The sequence below is a fragment of the Agrobacterium rosae genome, assembly GCF_002915175.1.
Lineage (GTDB): Bacteria > Pseudomonadota > Alphaproteobacteria > Rhizobiales > Rhizobiaceae > Agrobacterium > Agrobacterium rosae.
The window spans coordinates 496,041-515,296 of the sequence record NZ_NXEJ01000004.1 but is presented as its reverse complement, the minus strand read 5'-3'; the positions used below and the strand labels follow the sequence as shown (position 1 = coordinate 515,296).

At 55.7% G+C, this 19,256-nt stretch carries 16 protein-coding genes; 7 read left to right on the top strand and 9 right to left on the bottom strand.

Features of this window, described 5'->3' with window-relative positions; translation table 11 throughout:
- The first annotated feature begins 15 nt into the window (after positions 1 to 15).
- Complete coding sequence (locus CPJ18_RS09835) at positions 16 to 543, top strand: gamma carbonic anhydrase family protein (RefSeq protein ID WP_103657870.1); 528 nt, start codon at positions 16 to 18, stop codon at positions 541 to 543.
- Here the strand turns inward: CPJ18_RS09835 and CPJ18_RS09830 are convergent.
- From CPJ18_RS09830 to znuC, 3 genes are read right to left on the bottom strand one after another with little or no spacing between them, the layout of a single operon-like run.
- The gene (locus CPJ18_RS09830; protein WP_077122649.1) at positions 540 to 944 is read right to left on the bottom strand and encodes a Fur family transcriptional regulator; all 405 of its coding nucleotides are present in this window, start codon (positions 942 to 944) and stop codon (positions 540 to 542) included. The two genes, CPJ18_RS09835 and CPJ18_RS09830, sit on opposite strands and share 4 nt — an antisense overlap.
- On the bottom strand, positions 941 to 1,759 hold the full coding sequence (gene znuB / locus CPJ18_RS09825) for a zinc ABC transporter permease subunit ZnuB (protein WP_103657948.1): 819 nt from the start codon (positions 1,757 to 1,759) through the stop codon (positions 941 to 943). Before znuB ends, CPJ18_RS09830 begins: the two co-directional genes overlap by 4 nt.
- Entirely contained in the window at positions 1,752 to 2,648 is an 897-nt protein-coding gene (gene znuC, locus CPJ18_RS09820; protein ID WP_103657869.1) for a zinc ABC transporter ATP-binding protein ZnuC, read from the bottom strand. Before znuC ends, znuB begins: the two co-directional genes overlap by 8 nt.
- 103 nt (positions 2,649 to 2,751) lie before the next feature.
- Here znuC and znuA point away from each other — a divergent pair, with 103 nt between their 5' ends.
- On the top strand, positions 2,752 to 3,738 hold the full coding sequence (gene znuA / locus CPJ18_RS09815) for a zinc ABC transporter substrate-binding protein ZnuA (RefSeq protein WP_103657868.1): 987 nt from the start codon (positions 2,752 to 2,754) through the stop codon (positions 3,736 to 3,738).
- A gap of 82 nt (positions 3,739 to 3,820) precedes the next feature.
- Positions 3,821 to 5,026 (top strand): GTP-binding protein, encoded by a 1,206-nt coding sequence (locus tag CPJ18_RS09810; protein ID WP_103657867.1) that lies wholly within the window; start codon positions 3,821 to 3,823, stop codon positions 5,024 to 5,026.
- A gap of 107 nt (positions 5,027 to 5,133) precedes the next feature.
- On the opposite strand, the gene CPJ18_RS09805 is transcribed toward CPJ18_RS09810, so the two are convergent.
- From CPJ18_RS09805 to CPJ18_RS09795, 3 genes are all read right to left on the bottom strand, one after another.
- Entirely contained in the window at positions 5,134 to 5,460 is a 327-nt protein-coding gene (locus CPJ18_RS09805; protein ID WP_103657866.1) for an RcnB family protein, read from the bottom strand.
- 178 nt (positions 5,461 to 5,638) lie between these two features.
- On the bottom strand, positions 5,639 to 6,673 hold the full coding sequence (gene mgrA, locus CPJ18_RS09800; RefSeq protein WP_103657865.1) for an L-glyceraldehyde 3-phosphate reductase: 1,035 nt from the start codon (positions 6,671 to 6,673) through the stop codon (positions 5,639 to 5,641).
- 90 nt (positions 6,674 to 6,763) lie between these two features.
- Positions 6,764 to 9,226, bottom strand: a complete 2,463-nt coding sequence (locus tag CPJ18_RS09795; protein WP_425353156.1) for a beta-mannosidase — start codon at positions 9,224 to 9,226, stop codon at positions 6,764 to 6,766.
- 413 nt (positions 9,227 to 9,639) lie between these two features.
- Here CPJ18_RS09795 and CPJ18_RS09790 point away from each other — a divergent pair, with 413 nt between their 5' ends.
- Positions 9,640 to 10,698, top strand: coding sequence for a LacI family transcriptional regulator (locus CPJ18_RS09790; RefSeq protein ID WP_103657946.1), 1,059 nt, complete (start codon positions 9,640 to 9,642; stop codon positions 10,696 to 10,698).
- A gap of 50 nt (positions 10,699 to 10,748) precedes the next feature.
- Here the strand turns inward: CPJ18_RS09790 and eno are convergent, their stop codons facing one another.
- Positions 10,749 to 12,023 (bottom strand): phosphopyruvate hydratase, encoded by a 1,275-nt coding sequence (gene eno / locus CPJ18_RS09785; RefSeq protein WP_103657864.1) that lies wholly within the window; start codon positions 12,021 to 12,023, stop codon positions 10,749 to 10,751.
- A gap of 225 nt (positions 12,024 to 12,248) precedes the next feature.
- Positions 12,249 to 13,097, bottom strand: a complete 849-nt coding sequence (gene kdsA, locus CPJ18_RS09780; RefSeq protein WP_103657863.1) for a 3-deoxy-8-phosphooctulonate synthase — start codon at positions 13,095 to 13,097, stop codon at positions 12,249 to 12,251.
- A gap of 274 nt (positions 13,098 to 13,371) precedes the next feature.
- On the opposite strand from kdsA, the gene lexA reads away from it, so the two are divergent.
- Positions 13,372 to 14,094 (top strand): transcriptional repressor LexA, encoded by a 723-nt coding sequence (gene lexA / locus CPJ18_RS09775; protein WP_103657862.1) that lies wholly within the window; start codon positions 13,372 to 13,374, stop codon positions 14,092 to 14,094.
- A 391-nt stretch (positions 14,095 to 14,485) separates the two neighbouring features.
- On the top strand, positions 14,486 to 15,163 hold the full coding sequence (locus tag CPJ18_RS09770; RefSeq protein WP_103657861.1) for a glutathione S-transferase family protein: 678 nt from the start codon (positions 14,486 to 14,488) through the stop codon (positions 15,161 to 15,163).
- A 23-nt stretch (positions 15,164 to 15,186) separates the two neighbouring features.
- Here the strand turns inward: CPJ18_RS09770 and CPJ18_RS09765 are convergent, their stop codons facing one another.
- Positions 15,187 to 17,673, bottom strand: a complete 2,487-nt coding sequence (locus CPJ18_RS09765) for a ComEC/Rec2 family competence protein (protein WP_245445375.1) — start codon at positions 17,671 to 17,673, stop codon at positions 15,187 to 15,189.
- Positions 17,674 to 17,934: 261 nt separating this feature from the next.
- On the opposite strand from CPJ18_RS09765, the gene gltA reads away from it, so the two are divergent.
- On the top strand, positions 17,935 to 19,224 hold the full coding sequence (gltA, locus tag CPJ18_RS09760) for a citrate synthase (protein ID WP_067643142.1): 1,290 nt from the start codon (positions 17,935 to 17,937) through the stop codon (positions 19,222 to 19,224).
- Positions 19,225 to 19,256: the final 32 nt, after the last annotated feature.

Here is a 19,256-nt window from a genome sequence, read left to right as displayed (position 1 = left end):
AACAGGAGCGATAGGATGCCGCTTTATCGCCTCGGCGAACGCGTACCGCAGACCCCTGCCCCGGATCGCTACTGGGTGGCGCCCGATGCCAATGTCATCGGGTCTGTCACGCTGGAAGAGGATGTCGGCATCTGGTTCGGCGCGACGCTTCGCGGCGATAATGAGCCGATCACGGTTGGGCGCGGCAGCAATATTCAGGAAGGCGTGATGGTGCATGCCGATCCAGGTTTTCCGGCCAAGATCGGCGAAGGTTGCACGATCGGCCATCATGCCATCATCCATGGCTGCACCATTGGAGACAATTCACTGGTCGGCATGGGCGCGATCGTGTTGAATGGCGCGAAGATCGGCAAAAACTGCCTTATCGGTGCCAATGCTTTGGTGACGGAAGGCAAGGAATTTCCCGACAATTCGCTGATCGTTGGATCCCCGGCGCGCGCCATCCGCACATTGGATGACGCGGCGGTGGATGGCTTGAGAAAATCCGCCGAAAATTACGTGCGCAACTGGCAACGCTTTGCCAAGGGTTTACAGCCGCTTTAGGCGGCGCAGGCCTCGCACAGACCACGAATTTCTATCGTGGTCTTTTCTGCTTTGAATTTCTGGCTTTTTGCCCAGTGTCCCAGGCTGTGATCGACCTGGTGGTCGTGAAACTCCGTGACCTGACCACAGGCATTGCAGATAGCAAAGGCCACGCTTCCATGATGATGCGTGCAGCAATCAGTCTGCGTATGGGCGCAGGCAACGAAAGCATTGAGACTTTCCAGCCTGTGCACCAGACCGAATTCGATCAGTTTTTCCAGCGCCCGGTAGACTTGCAGCGGCGCCCGAAAGCCCGCGTCGCGCAGCTTGTCGAGAATGACGTAGGCACTGAGCGGTGCGTGCGATCGTGACAAAGCATCGTAAACGAGCGACTGGTTGCGGGTAAGACTTGGTGTGGTCATGAACGGCCTCCCTGCTCTGCCTTGCGCGATAATCCGGGCGCAGGCAAGAGACTTAATATAAAAAGCATAACGGCAGCGACGACGATGGATGGACCTGATGGCGTGTCGTATTGCAACGACCCCATCAACCCGCCGATGACAGCGACCGCGCCGATCAGCGACGCCAGTACCGCCATAACTTCCGGTGTGGACGAAAACCGGCGCGCCGTGGCGGCGGGAATGATCAGCAGCGACGTAATCAGCATGATGCCGACGATCTTCATGGCGATAGCAATGACAAGCGCCATCAACAGCATGAAAAGAAGCTTGGAGCGCTCCGGCCGCATGCCTTCCGCCTCGGCAAGTTCGGCATTGACGGTGGAGGCCAGCAGGGGCTTCCACAAATAGACGATCGCCAGGAGCACGACCACACCACCGCCCCATATCAACTGGATGTCGGATACCGAGACGGCCAGGATGTCACCGAACAGAAACGCCACGAGATCGATGCGCACCCAAGTCATGAAGGCGACGATGACGAGACCGAAGGCGAGCGCGGAGTGCGAGAGAATGCCCAGCAGCGCATCCGACGATAGAGCCTGACGCTTTTGCAGAAACAGCAAAATCAACGACACCACGGATGCAACGATGAAGACGCTGACAATCAGGTTGAGTTGAAATAGCAGGGATAGCGCCACGCCCAGCAGCGCCGAATGCGCCATTGTATCACCGAAATAAGCCATGCGGCGCCATACGACGAAGCAACCCAGCGGACCCGCCATCAGCGCCACGCCCACACCGGCAACCATGGCCCGCACAAAGAAATCGTCAAACATGCCGGGCTCCATGGCTATGGTGGTCATGATCATGATGATCGTTGCCGCAGCCGCAATCATCCGCATGATGATCATGCTCATCATGGTGGTGACCGTCTTCCGGATGACAATGGTCTGTCACCGATCCATCCGCATGCTGCACCCGACCATCCGGCAAATGCGTGTGATCGTGCTGGTGACTGTAGATGGCCAGCCCCTTTGCCGCGTTACCACCGAACAGGCGCATATATTCCGGGCTTTGGCTCACGGCTTGGGGCGTTCCCCGGCAGCAGATATGACCGTTCAGGCAGATCACCGTATCCGTCTCAGCCATGACGATGTGCAGATCGTGCGAAATCAGCAAAATACCGCAACCGGTGGAATTTCGGATATTTTTGATGAGGTCGTAGAGCGCAATCTCGCCAGAGAAATCCACACCCTGCACCGGCTCGTCCAGCACCAGCAGGTCCGGCTTGCGGGCAATGGCGCGGGCCAGCAATGCGCGCTGGAATTCACCGCCAGACAGATGCTGCACCTCCGCTTTCGCCAGATGGGCAATACCGGTGGCGTTCAAGGCAGCGTCTATTTCACGTGGCGGCAATTGCCCCGTCAGGGTCATCAGACGATAAACCGTCAGCGGCATCGTCCAGTCGACCGAAAGCTTCTGCGGCACATAGCCAACTCTCAGTCCGGAAATGCGTGAAACGCTGCCCTCGTCCGGCTTCAGAACACCGGTTGCCATTTTCGCGCTGGTGGATTTGCCAGACCCATTCGGCCCGATCAGCGTGACGATCTCGCCGCGCCGGACGGAAAACTCCACGCCGCGCACCAGCCAGCGGCCATTGCGCTGAACGCCGGCGTTGGAAAGGGAAACGAGATTGTCGTCACTCCGGGCCGGAGAATGAAGCATGTGTTTTTCCAATTGTCGCTGTTGCCTATGGCTATCGCATACGTTATAGCGTTACGCAACATATGTAATAACATAACAATTCCATACAAGTGGAGCATACCGCATGAAATCTATCGCCGCCATTCTTCTCGCATCCGCAGCCATGATCGCCTCTTCAAACGCCATGGCCGCACCCAACGTGGTGGTTTCGATCAAGCCCATCCATTCCCTGGTGGCTGCAATCATGGACGGCGTGGCTGAGCCGACATTGATCGTGGATGGCGGTGCTTCCCCGCATACCTACAGCCTGAAGCCTTCCAACGCCAAGGCGATAGAGGGTGCAGACGTGGTGTTCTGGGTCGGTGACGGCCTGGAGAAATTCCTCGAAAAGCCGCTCCAGTCTTTGGCAGGTAAGGCGACGGTGGTGGAACTGGATGACGCCAAGGGCATCGAAAAACTCAAGTTCCGCGAGGGTGGCCCGTTCGAGGCCCATGATCATGAAGAGCATGAAGGCCACGACCATGCGCATGAGGAAGGTCATGACCACAAGCATGAGGCGGAGCACAGCCATGATGACGGGCATGATCATGACGAAGGTGAATATGACATGCACCTGTGGTTAGACCCTGCCAATGCAAAAGCCATGGCTGTCGAAATTGGCAAGACGTTGATGACCGCAGATCCCGGCAATGCCAAGACCTACCAGGACAACACCAAGAAGCTTGTCGATAATATCGATGCGCTGGACAAGGAAATCGCTGCGACTGTCGAGCCCATCAAAGACAAGCCCTTTGTCGTTTTCCATGATGCCTATCAGTATTTCGAGCATCGTTACGGCGTGAAAACCGCGGGCTCGATAACGGTCAGCCCGGAAAACACACCCGGCGCGGATCGCATCAAGCAGATCCACGCCAAGGTGAAGGAGCTGAACGCGACCTGCGTGTTTGCAGAACCTCAGTTCGAACCGAAGCTCGTCAAAGTCGTGACTGAAGGCACAAATGCAAAGTCCGGCACGCTCGATCCGGAGGCCGGCACACTGAAGGCTGGGCCGGACCTGTATTTCCAGATGATGCGCGGTATCGCGACATCGTTGAAAGATTGCCTCTCGTAACACCGACAGCGAATAGGAAGGTGGCGCTTTGCCGCCTTTCATTTTACCCAGCAATGTAATAATATTACATAAGGAAGATTCCATGGCTGAAAAACTGCCTGTAACCGTCTTGTCGGGTTTTCTCGGCGCGGGAAAAACCACTCTTCTCAACCACATCCTGGCCAACCGCGACGGACTACGCGTTGCCGTTATCGTCAATGACATGAGCGAAGTGAACATCGATGCGGCACTCATCAGAGATGGTGACGCCAATCTTTCCCGCACGCAGGAACAGCTTGTGGAAATGACCAATGGCTGCATCTGCTGCACTCTGCGGGACGATCTCTTGAACGAAGTCCGGCAGTTGGCGCAGCAGAACAGGTTCGATTATCTGCTGATCGAATCCACCGGCATCGCAGAGCCCCTGCCCGTCGCCGCGACGTTCGATTTTCGGGACGAGGATGGGCAAAGCCTGTCTGACGTTGCCAAATTGGATACGATGGTGACCGTCGTCGATTGCGCCAATCTGCTGAAGGACTATGGTTCGGCGGACTTTCTGGCGGATCGCGGCGAGACAGCCGGTGATGGTGACAACCGCACTCTTATCGACTTGCTGGTGGAGCAGATCGAATTCGCCAATGTCGTGATCCTGAATAAGGTTTCCATCGCGACAGAGGCAGAGCGCGATGCTGCTCGAAAGATCATCGTCGGCTTGAACCCCGATGCGAAACTGATCGAAGCCGATTTCGCCAAGGTTGAACCCAAAAGTGTTCTTGGCACCGGTCTGTTCGATTTTGCCGAAGCGGAAACGCACCCCCTATGGTTCAAAGAGTTGCACGGGTTCAAACAGCACATTCCAGAAACCGAAGAATACGGCATTCGCTCTTTCGTCTACCGCGCAAAGCGCCCTTTCGATCCGGCTCGCTTCCACGCCTTTATCAACCGGGAATGGCCGGGCGTCATTCGCGCCAAGGGCTTCTTCTGGCTTGCTACTCGCCCAGACCATGTCGGAGAAATTAGTCAGGCCGGTGCGCAGGTCAAGACTGGCAAGATGGGGCTGTGGTGGTCATCCGTACCCAAACAGCATTGGCCGGAAGACCCGGGTTTCGAGCGGATGCTGGCACCCTATATGGATAATATCTGGGGAGATCGGCGGCAGGAAATCGTCTTTATCGGTGCCGACCCAATGAGAGAGGTAGAGCTTCGCGCGGCACTCGATGAGTGTCTGGTCAAGGCAAAGGTGTTTACGCCGACCGCTTGGTCTCATATGCAAGATCCGTTTCCAGACTGGAGTTGGAAAGCGGCATGAGGAAAGTATCGAATTTCCGCTGTACTGATGTCACGGATGACATCGCCTCAAATGAAAACTGCGGCCATGGACAAAGTCCACGACCGCAGATGACTTCGAGTTACGGCTTAACGAGCGCCGGACAGTCCGATGATGATGCCGTTGGCAACGTTGATCAGCAGGTACTGATTGTCGACGCGAACCCAACGCTGGCCGCGACCTGGCTCTCTCAGGCTATGGCGGCGATAATCACGGCGATCGATTACATGACGACGTTCCGCCGCAGATAGGCGCTGACCACGGTCCCAGCGATGCTTCTTGATGATCACCTTCTTGGTGGTGACGCTCCGCTCCATTGTTCTATTGCCCGGGCGATCATCGTGGCGGCTCTGCGCCTGCGCCATGGGGGCTGCAAGAACGGTGGCGGCGAGAAGGATGGAGAAGAACTTTTTCATCGGTGTTTCCTTTCGTGAAGTGATGGGCTGACCCTATCGTCACAACAATGAACGGAAACTGAATTCTGAAATTACAATTCTGTAATGGTTGTTAATGGTTAGCGCGATCACTTAAAGTTTATGAGGACTGGAAAATATGGAAAAAGGCCGCCCCGGATGCTCAGGGCGGCCCTTTCGTTTATGCCTTCAGTTCAGCGGATTTTGCCCAAAGATTGATATCCGCATCCTTGGCAAAGTGGTCGATCTCGGCCAGCTCTTCGGTGGTAAAATCGGGCTTCTCGAGTGCCTTGACGCAATCTTCGACCTGCTCTGGACGGCTGGCACCGATCAGCGCGGTGGTAATGTGGCCGCCACGCAGCACCCAAGCAATGGCTATCTGTGCCAGCGTCTGGCCACGTCGTTCCGCAATCGCGTTCAGTCCGCGAATGTTCTCGATGTTGCGCTCGTTGAGGAAGGCAGGGTTCAGCGACTTGCCCTGGCTGGCGCGGCTCGCATCCGGCACCCCGCCCAGATATTTCGTCGTCAGCATACCCTGCGCAAGTGGAGAGAACACGATGGAGCCGATGCCGAGCTCCTCCAGCGTATCGACCAGACCATCCTCTTCGATCCAGCGGTTGATCATCGAGTAGCTGGGCTGGTGAATAATGCAGGGCGTTCCAAGCTCTTTCAGAATAGCGGCCGCCTCACGCGTACGCTGCGAGTTATAGGAGGAAATACCGACATAAAGTGCTCTGCCTGACCGCACGATATGATCCAGCGCGCCGCAGGTTTCTTCCAATGGCGTGTCGGGGTCGAAACGATGCGAATAGAAGATATCCACATAATCCAGCCCCATGCGCTTCAGGCTCTGGTCGCAGGACGAAATCAGATATTTGCGGCTGCCCCACTCGCCGTAAGGGCCCGGCCACATGTTGTAACCGGCCTTGGAAGAGATGACCAACTCATCGCGATAACCAGCGAAATCGGTTTTCAGGATCTCACCAAAAGCGGTCTCGGCGCTGCCGGGAGGCGGGCCGTAATTGTTGGCGAGATCGAAATGGGTGATGCCGAGATCAAAGGCCTTTCGGCAAATATCCTGCTTGGTCTTGTGCGAAAAATCATTGCCGAAATTGTGCCACAGGCCCAACGAAATCGCCGGAAGCTTCAGCCCTGATGTGCCGCAATGATTGTATTTCATGGACGCGTAACGGTTTTCAGCCGGTTGCCAAGCCATGGATATTCCTCCCTAAACTGCTGTAAGCCTGCGAAAGAACTCCGCAGGTGTGATGTGGTGGTTCGAACTTAAAGAGATGCTGCCTCCGTATCAACCTTGCGATTGAGATGAAAACAGATCGAAAATCTTAAAAACAGGTCGTGACGTCTGCGCCTTATCGGTCGCTGCGAAAACGATGCGTCGTGTTTCTCCGGCAGCCAGATCGAACAGGTTGTCGGAATATCGCCCGGCCACATCGGCCTCGATCATCACGAACAGCGCAAGCCCGGTGGCGCTGATCTCTAGTTCGAACTCGCCGTCGCCCAGCGGTTTGACGCTGTAATCAAGACCGGACGGCTGAAGATCAATTGCCTTATAGATATCAGGGACGTGGTGTCCTTCGCCCGTCATACCGTTTGAGGCGATGAAGTTCCAGGAGAGCAAGGCACCCTCGGCCAACTGTTTCATATCGATTTCCGTCATGATGACGGCTGCATCCGGCCCGCAGGTGCCGCTTGCGGATTTCAGCGGCGTGCGCGTTCCATCGGTCGAAAGCGCGAAGATATTCATATCGATCTCCACCTCTTCCGCCGTGTCGTTGACGGTGGAAAATCGCACGGTGCTGCCGTCTTCGGATGGAATGGCGGACACCGTCACGGGCTGGAAGAAGCGCCGTGCGGCGTAGTGCAACGCTTTCCAGCTACCGCCGTAATCCAGGCTCGACCAGGAGGCCACCGGCCATGTGTCGTTCAGCTGCCAGTACAACGTGCCCATGCAATGGGGTTTGAGCGAGCGCCAATATTCCACTGCCGTTTTGATCGCCAGAGCCTGCTGCACCTGGCTGATATAGACGAAATTCTCGAAGTCCTTCGGAAAACGAAAATAGCGGAACATGGTCCCCGCAATCCGCTCATTGCCGCCCGCGTTCTTCTGGTGAAGCTCGATCACCGGCGATGAGATGTTCATGTCCTTTTCGTCCGCATAGGTGCGGATAACAGGCATGGACGTATAGGACTGGAAACCGAATTCCGAGCAGAAGCGTGGCTTCACGGCACGGTAATTGTCGAAAGACTTGTTCTCGTGCCAGACGGACCAGTAATGCATGTCGCCGGAACCATCGGCGTGCCAAGCATCGCCGTAATCCAGATAACCAGACGCCGGGCTGGATGGCCACCATAGGGCAGACGGCGCGGCCTTCTTGAGCGCCTTCTCGATGGTTCGGTTCAGCCGATCATAGGCGACCAGATATCGGTCGCGGTTATCGCGGGACTCTTCAAACCAGTTGAGCGCACCGACGAGTTCGTTGTCACCACACCACAGTGCGATCGACGGATGCGACGACAAACGCTTCACCTGATAATCGACTTCGTGCTCGACATTGTCGAGAAACTCGTCCGTACACGGATAGAGATTGCAGGCAAACATGAAGTCTTGCCACACCATCAGGCCCAGCCGGTCGCAGAGATCGTAGAACCAGTCCTGCTCGTAGAAGCCGCCGCCCCAGACGCGGATCATGTTCATATTGGCTTCGACGGCCGAGGACAGCAAATCCTCGGTCTTTTCCCGGCTGGTCAGAGACTGCAAGGCGTCGGCCGGAATCCAGTTCGCGCCACGGCAGAAGATTTCCCGCCCGTTGATGCGAAAGGCAAAGCGGCTTCCCGCTTCGTCCTTGTCCGTCAGCAGCTCCACAGTGCGAAAGCCAATCTGCCTCGTTGCGGTTTCATCCGGCAATTCAACGGTGAGTGTGTAGAGCGCCTGTTCACCACTGCCCGCTGGCCACCAGAGCTTGGGTTTTTCCACGAAGAAAACGTGTCGAATCACCGTCTCACCGGCGTGAACACCGCAATCAAGCCGCAGCCTTTCATCGCCAAGCGAAAGATGAACAGGCACGCTGGCAGGCTGCGCGGCATAGAGAGTGAGATCGACATGAAGCTCAACACCGCCATCGACATGATGTTGCGAGGTGCTGACATGTTCGATGCGCGCCGTATCGAGACGTCGAAGGGCAATGGTTCCATAGATGCCGAGCGGAGCGAGCGCGATATTCCAGTCCCACCCGAAATGGCACTGAGGTTTGCGCAGCATATTGCCATGTGGAATCGGAGAATTACCGGGGTGATAAGGAACGTAGAACGGCTGTGCTGCCTGTCGCTCCGCGCCAGCCGTGATGCTGGAATGAAAATGGATGCGAATGGTGTTTTCGCCGGGCCGCAGGGCTGCAGCGACATCCGGTCTATAACGACGAAAGCAGTTGTCGGCGGAAAGCACCGGAACATCATTTATGAAAACGACAGCAACAGTGTCGAGATAGTCGATATCCAAATACCAGTCGGCATCGGCATCATCCAGCTGAAAGCTACGCTCGATAACCCAGTCACGGTGACCAACCCACTGCACATCATTTTCGTTACGCCCGAAATAGGGATCGGGAATGACCTTCGCTTTATGCAAAGCCGTGTGCACATCACCCGGAATGTTGATACGGGCGTGATGGTCGCCTTCAGCGGAGGACAGTTTCCATTCGCCGGAAAGATCGATTGCAACGTCGTTTGCGTAAGAAGATGTCATGTCCATGCCCTGTCATTTCGTGATGCACCGTCGTGAGGAAACACTGAATCGGCATTCAAACACCCGTGCTCGCCTTTTCAAGGGCAAGGTTGAAAATGCCTGACTGCTATCTTTGGCATGTCTCCTCATCCTCCTCCGGCAACGTTACTGTAAAATTTGCGAGGCGTCACGAGTGATTGAGTTGGGGCGCGATGATTATCAAATAAGAATAAAAATATTGAAATAAATACAGCAACTTACATAGGTTTTCTTACGTGAAATCGGGCAACATCCACTCCTTTTGGACGATATTTTTCTCGGTATCACAAGGTCTTCAGACGCTTAAAGTCGCCCGATCATTCACGACCGGAGCGTCCGCGCTTTGCAAGGACAAAAAACCAATCTACCATAGTCTCCCGCAAGGTATGGCGAGTGGCGACATGAATGATGGCATAGAGACTGAACCCGGCGGGCAACCGCTACCGGGCAATGAGCGCCCAACGCTCAAGACAATCGCCTTGATGACAGGCCTTGGTATCACCACTGTTTCCCGGGCCTTGAAAGACGCGCCGGACATCGGCGCCGACACCAAGGAGCGGGTGCGCCAAGTCGCACAGCAGATCGGCTATCAGCCAAACCGCGCGGGCGTTCGTTTGCGCACCGGCAAGACCAACGTCATCGCACTGGTGCTGAGCGTGGATGAGGAGCTGATGGGCTTCACCACCCAGATGGTGTTCGGCATCACCGAAATTCTGTCCAGCACGCAGTACCATCTGGTCGTCACGCCCCATACCCACGCCAAAGACCCGATGATCCCGATCAGGTATATTCTCGATACCGGCTCTGCCGATGGCGTCATCATTTCGAAGATGCAGCCTGATGATCCGCGTGTGCGTTTCATGACGGAGCGCAACATGCCGTTTGCCACCCACGGGCGGACGGATATGGGCATCGTCCACCCCTATCATGATTTCGACAATGAGGCTTACGTCTATGAAGCCGTGAGGCGGCTTTCCCAATGCGGGCGAAAGCGCATTGCCGTCCTTCTGCCTCCGGAGCAATTTTCATATCACGATTACGCACGTCATGGGTTCGATAGAGGCCTGCGCGATTTTGGCCTCACAGAGTTTCCACTGACGAGCATCAGCAACGACACACCGCTCGATCAGATCAGGGACGAAAGCAGGGCACTGATGCTGAGTGACGATTGTCCTGATGGGTTGGTGTCCATTAGCGGCAGTTCCACCATCGCCTTCATCGCGGGCATAGAGGAAACCGGCAAAAAGATCGGCACGGATATCGACGTCGTCTCCAAGCAGTCCGCGGATTTTCTCAACTGGCTGCGTCCGGAAATTCACACAATGAATGAGGATATCAAGCTGGCTGGCCGCGAACTGGCGAGAGCATTGCTGGCCCGTATCGATGGAAAACCGGCGGAAGGCTTGCAGACCCTCAGTCAGCCGGTGTGGTCAAGCCGCGCACCGAAGTTCAACACATAAAAAAGGCCCGGAGCGATCCGGGCCTCTTGTTCAAATGTCGTTCGCGAAGCTTAGCCGCGCAGGATGGAGCGACCGGCATAAGCTGCCTGCGGACCCAGCATTTCCTCGATGCGGATCAGCTGGTTGTACTTGGCCAAACGGTCAGAGCGCGACAGCGAACCGGTCTTGATCTGTCCGCAATTGGTCGCAACCGCGAGATCGGCAATCGTGGAGTCTTCCGTTTCGCCGGAGCGGTGAGACATGACGGCGGTATAACCAGCCTTGTGCGCCGTTTCGACAGCATCAAGCGTTTCCGTCAGCGAGCCGATCTGGTTGACCTTCACGAGAATGGAGTTGGCAACGCCCATCTTGATACCATCACGAAGGCGGGCCGAGTTGGTCACGAACAGATCGTCACCAACCAGCTGAACCTTGGAGCCGATCTTGTCGGTCAGGTACTTCCAGCCATCCCAATCGTCTTCGGCCATGCCGTCTTCGATGGAGATGATCGGGTATTTGGCTGCCAGTTCAGCAAGGTAATCCGCCATGGCTTCAGGCTCGAGCGTGCGGCCCTCGCCTTCCATCTCGTATTTGCCGTTCTTGAAGAACTCGGTGGAGGCGCAATCGAGAGCCAGCGCAACGTCGTCGCCTGGTTTGTAACCTGCCTTTTCGACGGACTTCATGATGAAGTCGAGAGCCTCAGGCGCGCTCTTCAGGCCCGGCGCAAAGCCGCCCTCATCACCCACATTGGTGTTGAAGCCCTGTGCCGACAGTTCCTTTTTAAGAACGTGGAAGATTTCAGCGCCGATACGGACCGCGTCACGGATGTTTTCCGCGCCAACTGGCATGATCATGAATTCCTGGAAGTCGATCGGATTGTCGGCATGTGCGCCGCCATTGATGATGTTCATCATCGGCACAGGCAGCAGATGCGCGTTCGGGCCACCGACATAACGGTAAAGCGGCAGGCCAGTCGTTTCGGCAGCAGCCTTGGCAACAGCCAGGGAAACGCCGAGGATGGCGTTGGCACCGAGGCGGGACTTGTTTGGTGTGCCGTCAAGCTCGATCAGGGTCTGGTCGACATGAATCTGGCTTTCGGCATCGAAACCGCCCAGCGCGTCGAAGATTTCGGTGTTGACCGCTTCGACTGCCTTTTCAACGCCCTTACCGAGGTAGCGCTTGCCACCATCACGCAGTTCTACGGCTTCGTGCGCGCCTGTCGATGCGCCCGATGGAACTGCTGCACGACCGAAAGAGCCGTCTTCCAGGTAGACATCGACTTCGACAGTCGGATTGCCACGGCTGTCGAGAATTTCGCGTGCGATGATATCGGTAATGGCTGTCATGATCTCTCCCTTGGGACTGGAACAGGATTTTTCAGTTGCCTGTCTTAAAGTGCATACCGAAAACTGTGAAGCGCTTTTCGAATGATCGGCGCGATAAACAGGGCGACGGAATAGCGACTCGATGTGAAATTCTTCAGTCGCTGTAGACGACGCGCAAGAAATTACAATGACGGTGCCCGTTTCAGGCACCGCTTTTCAATAAAAGCCGATTGAGGCCAAAACCCGTCATGCAGATTTGGCGATATCGTCAAAGGCTAGCAGCTTTTCGAGCAATTTCGGCATGTCCTTCAGGTGAACCATGTTCGGCCCATCCGATGGCGCGTTGTCCGGGTCCTCATGTGTTTCCACGAAAAGACCCGCAATGCCGACGGCAACAGCAGCACGCGACAATGTTTCCACGAATTCGCGTTGACCACCCGTCGAACCGCCCTGCCCGCCCGGCTGCTGCACGGAGTGGGTAGCATCGAAAACAACCGGCGCGCCCAGAGATGCCATGATCGGTAGGGAGCGCATATCGGACACCAGCGTATTGTAACCGAAGGATGCACCGCGTTCGCACAGCAGCACATTCGGGTTGCCGCTATCGTTCAGCTTCGCCAGAACGTTCTTCATATCCCACGGCGCCAGAAACTGGCCTTTTTTGACGTTGATGACGCGACCGGTCTTGGCAGCTGCCACCAGCAGATCCGTCTGACGGCTGAGAAAGGCTGGAATCTGCAGAATATCCACGACGGGCGCAACGATGCCGCATTGTTCTTCCGTGTGAATATCCGACAGAACCGGAAAGCCGAACTGCGTCTTCAACTCGGCAAAAATTTCCAATGCCTTGTCGATACCGATGCCCCGCTGGCCGGAGAGAGACGTGCGGTTGGCCTTATCGTAAGAAGACTTGTAAACCAGCCCGATACCCAGCTTGCCACACAGCTCTGACAACGTTTCCGCAATCATGAATGCGTGGTCGCGGCTTTCCATCTGGCAAGGCCCGGCGATCAGCGAGAAGCGTTCTGTATTGGAAAAAGAAACCGCCTTGGAGCCCTGCCCCGCAACGACTTTCAGATTGTTCGTTACACTCATCGTCTTTCCTTGCAATAAAGCGGGCGATTCCGATGGTGCAGACCATCGAGATACTCCCTCATCTTTCGTTGGCCACGCATTTAGCAGCAAGGCGGGCCAGAGTCACGGTTTAGGTCCGCGCAAGACCATCTGATGATGCTGATTTCACGCATCAACAGATGCTTCAATGAATTTCACCGAATTTTAAGGGATTGCAGAACACATATGGAACATATAGTGTTCGTTCTGTATTTGTTTCGCGAATCTTAGCCTCTAATTCCAAGGGTGTTTCTTCATGCTCACGCGCAAACAGCAGGAATTGCTTCTGTTCATTCATGAAAGAATGAAAGAGTCCGGCGTGCCGCCATCTTTCGATGAAATGAAAGATGCACTCGATCTTGCTTCAAAATCAGGTATCCATCGGTTGATCACCGCACTCGAGGAGCGCGGTTTCATTCGCCGGCTACCGAATCGGGCGCGTGCTCTGGAGGTTATCAAGCTTCCCGAATCCTATTCGCCACAAGCCAAGCCTCAACGCGGGTTTTCACCCAGCGTAATAGAGGGTAGCCTGGGCAAATCCAAGGTGGCTGAACAGCCGTCCCGTCCCGTAGCGTCCAACGACAGCGCACCCAATTCCGTTAGCGTCCCAGTTATGGGCCGGATAGCTGCTGGTGTGCCGATTTCCGCAATTCAAAACAACACCCATGACGTTGTCGTTCCAATGGACATGTTGGGTTCTGGCGAGCACTACGCGTTGGAAGTCAAAGGCGATTCGATGATCGAAGCCGGTATTTTCGATGGTGATACGGTCATTATTCGCGATGGAAGCACTGCAAATCCGGGCGACATCATTGTGGCTCTGGTTGATGACGAGGAAGCAACGCTGAAGCGCTTCCGTCGCAAAGGCGCTTCCATTGCGCTGGAGGCTGCAAACCCTGCCTACGAGACGCGAATTTTCGGACCGGACAGAGTGAAAATTCAAGGCAAGCTGGTCGGTTTGATCCGCCGTTATCATTGATATACCGCGGGCATGCGTTGTCATGCCCGCTACTCAAATCATGTTTTGACAGTCATAATATTCCTGCCAGCCTGTCTGAAATATCCATTTAGAACCACGGAAAAAATCGCGGCAGTTAGGCTGCAAAAGCTATATTCATTAGCCGGGTCACGAAATCCGTGAATTTGGCGTATCCCGATCTCTTTGCATCTGAGAATCACGACGTCGCTGTGTGCCTCGCGCTCGTCTTATCGAAGATCGAACGAGTTGTGACCTATGTTGGCGTACCTAAATGCTGTTTTTGAGTGGGTCTGTCGCGGCCATCAAATAGTTTGATGAGCACTATCACTCCGGCGGTCTGTATCAGGTTTATTGCGTGCCGTATTGATGGGCGATAACGGGGAATATTGACGTGTATGATCTTTACATAGCCAACAAGAATTATTCTTCATGGTCCCTGCGGCCATGGGTTTTGATGCGAACCTTGAAGATTTCGTTCAACGAAAAACTCGTGCAGTTTGGCACGTCGAACCACGATTTCACGCGCTTCTCTCCGTCGGGAAAGGTGCCCTGCCTCGTAGAAAACGACCTGACCGTATGGGATAGCTTCGCCATCGCTGAATATCTGGCAGAGCGCCATGATGGTGTGTGGGCAAGTGATACCAAAGCGCGCGCATGGTCGCGCTCGGCGACTGCCGAGATGCATTCCGGTTTTCAAGTTCTGCGCAACGAACACCCCATGAGCGTCGGGTTGCGTATACGACCGTCGTCCATCAGCGAACCCCTGCAGAAAGACATATCCCGAATAGATGCGCTCTGGCAGGAAGGCTTGTCAGCCTTTGGCGGTCCGTTTCTGGCAGGGGAAAACTTCACCGCCATAGATGCGTTCTACTGCCCCGTTGCATTCCGGTTCCAGACCTACTCTACACCTCTGTCAGTGGAGGCCGAAGCTTACAAAAATCGTCTCCTTTCCCTTTCCACCATGCAGGAATGGCAGGCTGCTGCCTTGCTGGAAACGTGGCGAGATGCGGGTCACGAGGCTGAGGCGCGGGCGGTGGGAGAATGGACAGCGGACCTGCGCGCCAAGTAGTGGATGGAGACAACTGCCAAACGCTATGGGTCTAGCGCCAACATATTTTCGATATGCGCAGGCAACTCGGGATCGAAGTCCTCGCTGCGCCAATCATAACTGCGATGCATGGTCCATGATCGATCCTGACCCTGCATCGCAACCTTCGCCCGTAGAACGGGGTTACCTTTACGACCAAGCCAGACTTCCATTGAGCCGGTACGTCGTAATGTTTCCTGACTGATCAGGATCGCACCGGACCGACAGGCGGCGAATGGCACTCTGCGTGTCGTCACCACCAGATCGGCAACGTCGCATGCTGTTCCCGTCAGCGCAGTGTTGGAAATAACCGCGACAGTGACGCCCTTCTGCGACTTCGCCACACACCACATATCTTTGCGGCAGGTGAATATATCCGTGGCACCAGTTGCTGCTCGCATCTCCTCGGCAGCCCTCGACTTTTCGATATCGCTCAAACCCGCCGCACGGGTCTGAGCGCTGATCGCTTCCTCTGCATCGTCACCAGCAGGTGACGCGACACGCTCCAGCATTTTGGGTGCGACATGATGCGGTGGGAGCGGCACGGCCCTTTGCCATTGCTCGTAAACGAAGCCGGAGGCGCGTTGTTTGGTGGATGCAACTGTCTCTGCGGATGTCAGTGCGACCAACGAACCGTCCTCATAGATCAGCAGGTCCGGTTTATCGCGCCCCTGCTCGATCACGAGCATGGCAAAGCTGGCGGCTATGAAGGGCAAACCAATCAAGGCAAGCCGTGTGCGAAGCAGTGCCAGCAGCAGGAAACCCGTTGTTGAAATCGCTAGAAACCAGCCGTTTTGCCGTCCAATCGTCTCGTCACCGCCCCAACTCGACACTGTCCTGGCAACTTCGATGACCATCGCCATGCCATAGCCCATGATTTTCAGGAATGGAGCGTCAAGTCCGAACGGCATCAGCAGCATGCCGATCAGCGCAAACGGCATGACGATCAGAGACATGATCGGCATCGCGGCAAGATTTGCTGCCAGCCCATAGGTGGTGATGCGATGAAAATGCTCGATGGAATAGATTGCCGTCGATATGCCACCGATCAGTGACGTGATCACCACCCCGCCGATGATCGTCGCAGCCTTGCTGCCTATCGATAACCACCATGGTGGCCGGGAGATGACGAGACGCTCCCGCTCGCCGCGCCACCGGCTCCAGAACGCATACGCCGAGACGAGCGCGAGCGTTGCTGCAAACGACATTTGGAAGCTCGGCCCCATAACCTCGTGCGGCGACAGAACGATGATGACGATCGCCGAAAGTGCCACGTTGCGCAGGCTGATCGACGGCCTGTCCACCAGCACCGCAAACAGCATGATTGACATCATCAACCAGGCCCGCTCTGCGGACACCGCAAACCCCGAGATGAGATAATAGGCCAGTGTCATCAAAAGCGCTGCAAAGGCAGAGATTTTCTTGACCGGCCAGCGCTGGGAAAACCCGGGAAACAGGCTGAACACGGTTCGCATTCCGATAAAGAAAATGCCAGCGGCAAGCGCCATATTCAGCCCGGAAATCGCAACGATATGCGCCAGACCGGAAACCCGCAGAGCCTCCATCGTCTCATTGGAAATAGCACGTCTCTCATCGGTGATAATCGACGCGGCAAACGCACCCGCATCACCACCGATCAGGTCACGAATGCGTTGAGCGATATGGCTGCGAAGTTGGTAGAGCCATGTATCGGCATCCTGCATGAAGCTGCTGGCACCCGGATCATCTGGATTTGCGGGCAGTATTCTGGGTGCCCCATAGAAAAATCCCGTCGCACCAACACCATTGAAGAAGGACGCAAATGCAAAGTCGTTGAGGCCTGGCAGAGCTGGGCCGGAGGGCGGAGAAAGGCGGGCTTTTCCGCTGACTGTCTGGCCGATGAGGACTGCATCATGTCGACTTCGGGCCACCACGGAAATTCGCTCCGGCGGTCGCGAAAGCGTCGGTTCGGACGTCGATTTCAAGGCGACGACATATCGCCACGATCCCCGTGCGTCCAGTTCGCGACGCTCGACGGTTCCGGTAATCGTCGTGGTCACCGGTGTGTCCAGCATCACGGTCCCTGCCCTGCCCGTTTCCCAATCGGCAAGCAGCATGCCGAACAAAAACAAGGCGACCGCTTTCAAACCAGCAGACATGACGCCAGGGCGATAAAACAGCGCACAGGCCGCTATCGCAAAGCACACGGCCTCCCAGAGAATGAACTGTGTCGAAGGTGTCACCGACAAAGAAAACCAGAACGCGGCACCTGCCGCGATGAGAACGGGAACGAAAAGAAAGTCCTGGCGATGGGAAACCTCTTCCTCCAGACAGCGTCCGAGCCAGCCTCTCAGTCGTAATATCGGACGACGGGGAGAATGAGAGCCGCGTCCCTCAATCGTCAGTGATCGGTTTGACGTGTGCAGGGGCAACAGTAGCTCATCGAGTTCCGTCTGCGCAACGGTGCTCGTTTCCGCGAGGCGGAAATGCTGCTTTTCTTCGTGTGTATTCACGTACCGCCGCCCCCTGCCGCAGAGGGTTAGTTTGCAACCCTGAAAAGCAGATTGCAACCATTTGCGCGATTAAGGAAGCATTGACCTAGAATGAAACACTCTGCCGTGGAAATGCTTCATTTCGAGATATTGACGTGCCGCAATGCACAATTTGCCTTTTGGATAGCTTGGCTTTATCGCGCGGATCATATAGCTAAATCGCTGACGCTTAAACTGGCTGATGCGTCACCCCGCATCGCCTGCATATTTCGGAGGTATGGTATGACGGAAACTAGCGCGACAGTGACACTCGGCGATAAAAAGGTCGATCTTCCTGTCCGAGAAGGCACGATCGGACCGAAGGTTGTAGATATCGGTACGCTTTACAAGAACACCGGTACCTTCACTTACGACCCGGGCTTCACGTCCACTGCCTCTTGCGAATCCAAGATCACCTATATCGATGGCGACGAAGGTGTTCTTCTGCACCGCGGCTATCCCATCGAGCAGCTGGCAGAACAGGGCGACTTCCTCGAAACCTGCTATCTGCTGCTTTACGGCGAACTGCCGACGACGGCACAGAAGAAAGACTTCGACACCCGCGTAACGCGCCACACCATGGTGCATGAGCAGATGAGCCGCTTCTTCACCGGCTATCGCCGCGATGCCCACCCGATGGCCGTCATGTGTGGCACGGTTGGCGCTCTGTCAGCCTTCTATCACGACTCGACTGACATCACCGATCCGCATCAGCGCATGGTCGCCTCGCTGCGTATGATCGCGAAGATGCCGACGATTGCGGCAATGGCTTACAAATACCACATCGGCCAGCCCTTCGTTTACCCGAAGAACGATCTGGATTACGCCTCCAACTTCCTCAACATGTGCTTTGCCGTACCTTGCGAAGACTACAAGGTCGATCCGGTACTGGCCCGCGCCATGGACCGCATCTTCATCCTGCATGCCGACCATGAGCAGAACGCGTCGACATCGACCGTGCGTCTTGCCGGCTCTTCGGGTGCAAACCCGTTCGCATGTATCGCAGCGGGCATCGCATGCCTCTGGGGCCCTGCGCACGGCGGTGCCAACGAAGCCGCGCTCAACATGCTGAACGAAATCGGTTCGGTTGATCGTATTCCTGAATACATCGCTCGCGCCAAGGACAAGAACGATCCATTCCGCCTGATGGGCTTTGGCCACCGCGTTTACAAAAACTACGACCCGCGCGCCAAGATCATGCAGAAGACGATGTATGAAGTGCTGGAAGCCACCGGCAATGGTGACGACCCGATCATGCAGGTTGCGCTGGAACTCGAAAAGATCGCTCTTTCCGATCCATACTTCGTCGAAAAGAAACTCTACCCCAACGTCGACTTCTACTCCGGCATCACGCTGAAGGCTCTCGGCTTTCCGACGACCATGTTCACCGTTCTGTTTGCCCTGGCCCGCACCGTCGGCTGGATCGCCCAGTGGAACGAAATGATCGAAGACCCACAGCAGCGCATCGGCCGTCCACGCCAGTTGTATACGGGTGCCGCAAAGCGCGATTACACGCCGGTTTCCAAGCGTTAAGTTCAGCAGCATCGATAAGAATCATAAAGCCG

Coding starts and splice junctions, on each gene's coding strand:
- CPJ18_RS09795 (WP_425353156.1), bottom strand. CDS start 9,226: ATGGACATGACATCTTCTTACGCAAACGACGTTGCAATCGATCTTTCC.
- CPJ18_RS09790 (WP_103657946.1), top strand. CDS start 9,640: ATGAATGATGGCATAGAGACTGAACCCGGCGGGCAACCGCTACCGGGC.
- znuC (WP_103657869.1), bottom strand. CDS start 2,648: ATGCTTCATTCTCCGGCCCGGAGTGACGACAATCTCGTTTCCCTTTCC.
- CPJ18_RS09830 (WP_077122649.1), bottom strand. CDS start 944: ATGACCACACCAAGTCTTACCCGCAACCAGTCGCTCGTTTACGATGCT.
- CPJ18_RS09805 (WP_103657866.1), bottom strand. CDS start 5,460: ATGAAAAAGTTCTTCTCCATCCTTCTCGCCGCCACCGTTCTTGCAGCC.
- eno (WP_103657864.1), bottom strand. CDS start 12,023: ATGACAGCCATTACCGATATCATCGCACGCGAAATTCTCGACAGCCGT.
- kdsA (WP_103657863.1), bottom strand. CDS start 13,097: ATGAGTGTAACGAACAATCTGAAAGTCGTTGCGGGGCAGGGCTCCAAG.
- CPJ18_RS09835 (WP_103657870.1), top strand. CDS start 16: ATGCCGCTTTATCGCCTCGGCGAACGCGTACCGCAGACCCCTGCCCCG.
- mgrA (WP_103657865.1), bottom strand. CDS start 6,673: ATGGCTTGGCAACCGGCTGAAAACCGTTACGCGTCCATGAAATACAAT.
- CPJ18_RS09810 (WP_103657867.1), top strand. CDS start 3,821: ATGGCTGAAAAACTGCCTGTAACCGTCTTGTCGGGTTTTCTCGGCGCG.
- gltA (WP_067643142.1), top strand. CDS start 17,935: ATGACGGAAACTAGCGCGACAGTGACACTCGGCGATAAAAAGGTCGAT.
- znuA (WP_103657868.1), top strand. CDS start 2,752: ATGAAATCTATCGCCGCCATTCTTCTCGCATCCGCAGCCATGATCGCC.
- lexA (WP_103657862.1), top strand. CDS start 13,372: ATGCTCACGCGCAAACAGCAGGAATTGCTTCTGTTCATTCATGAAAGA.
- znuB (WP_103657948.1), bottom strand. CDS start 1,759: ATGTTTGACGATTTCTTTGTGCGGGCCATGGTTGCCGGTGTGGGCGTG.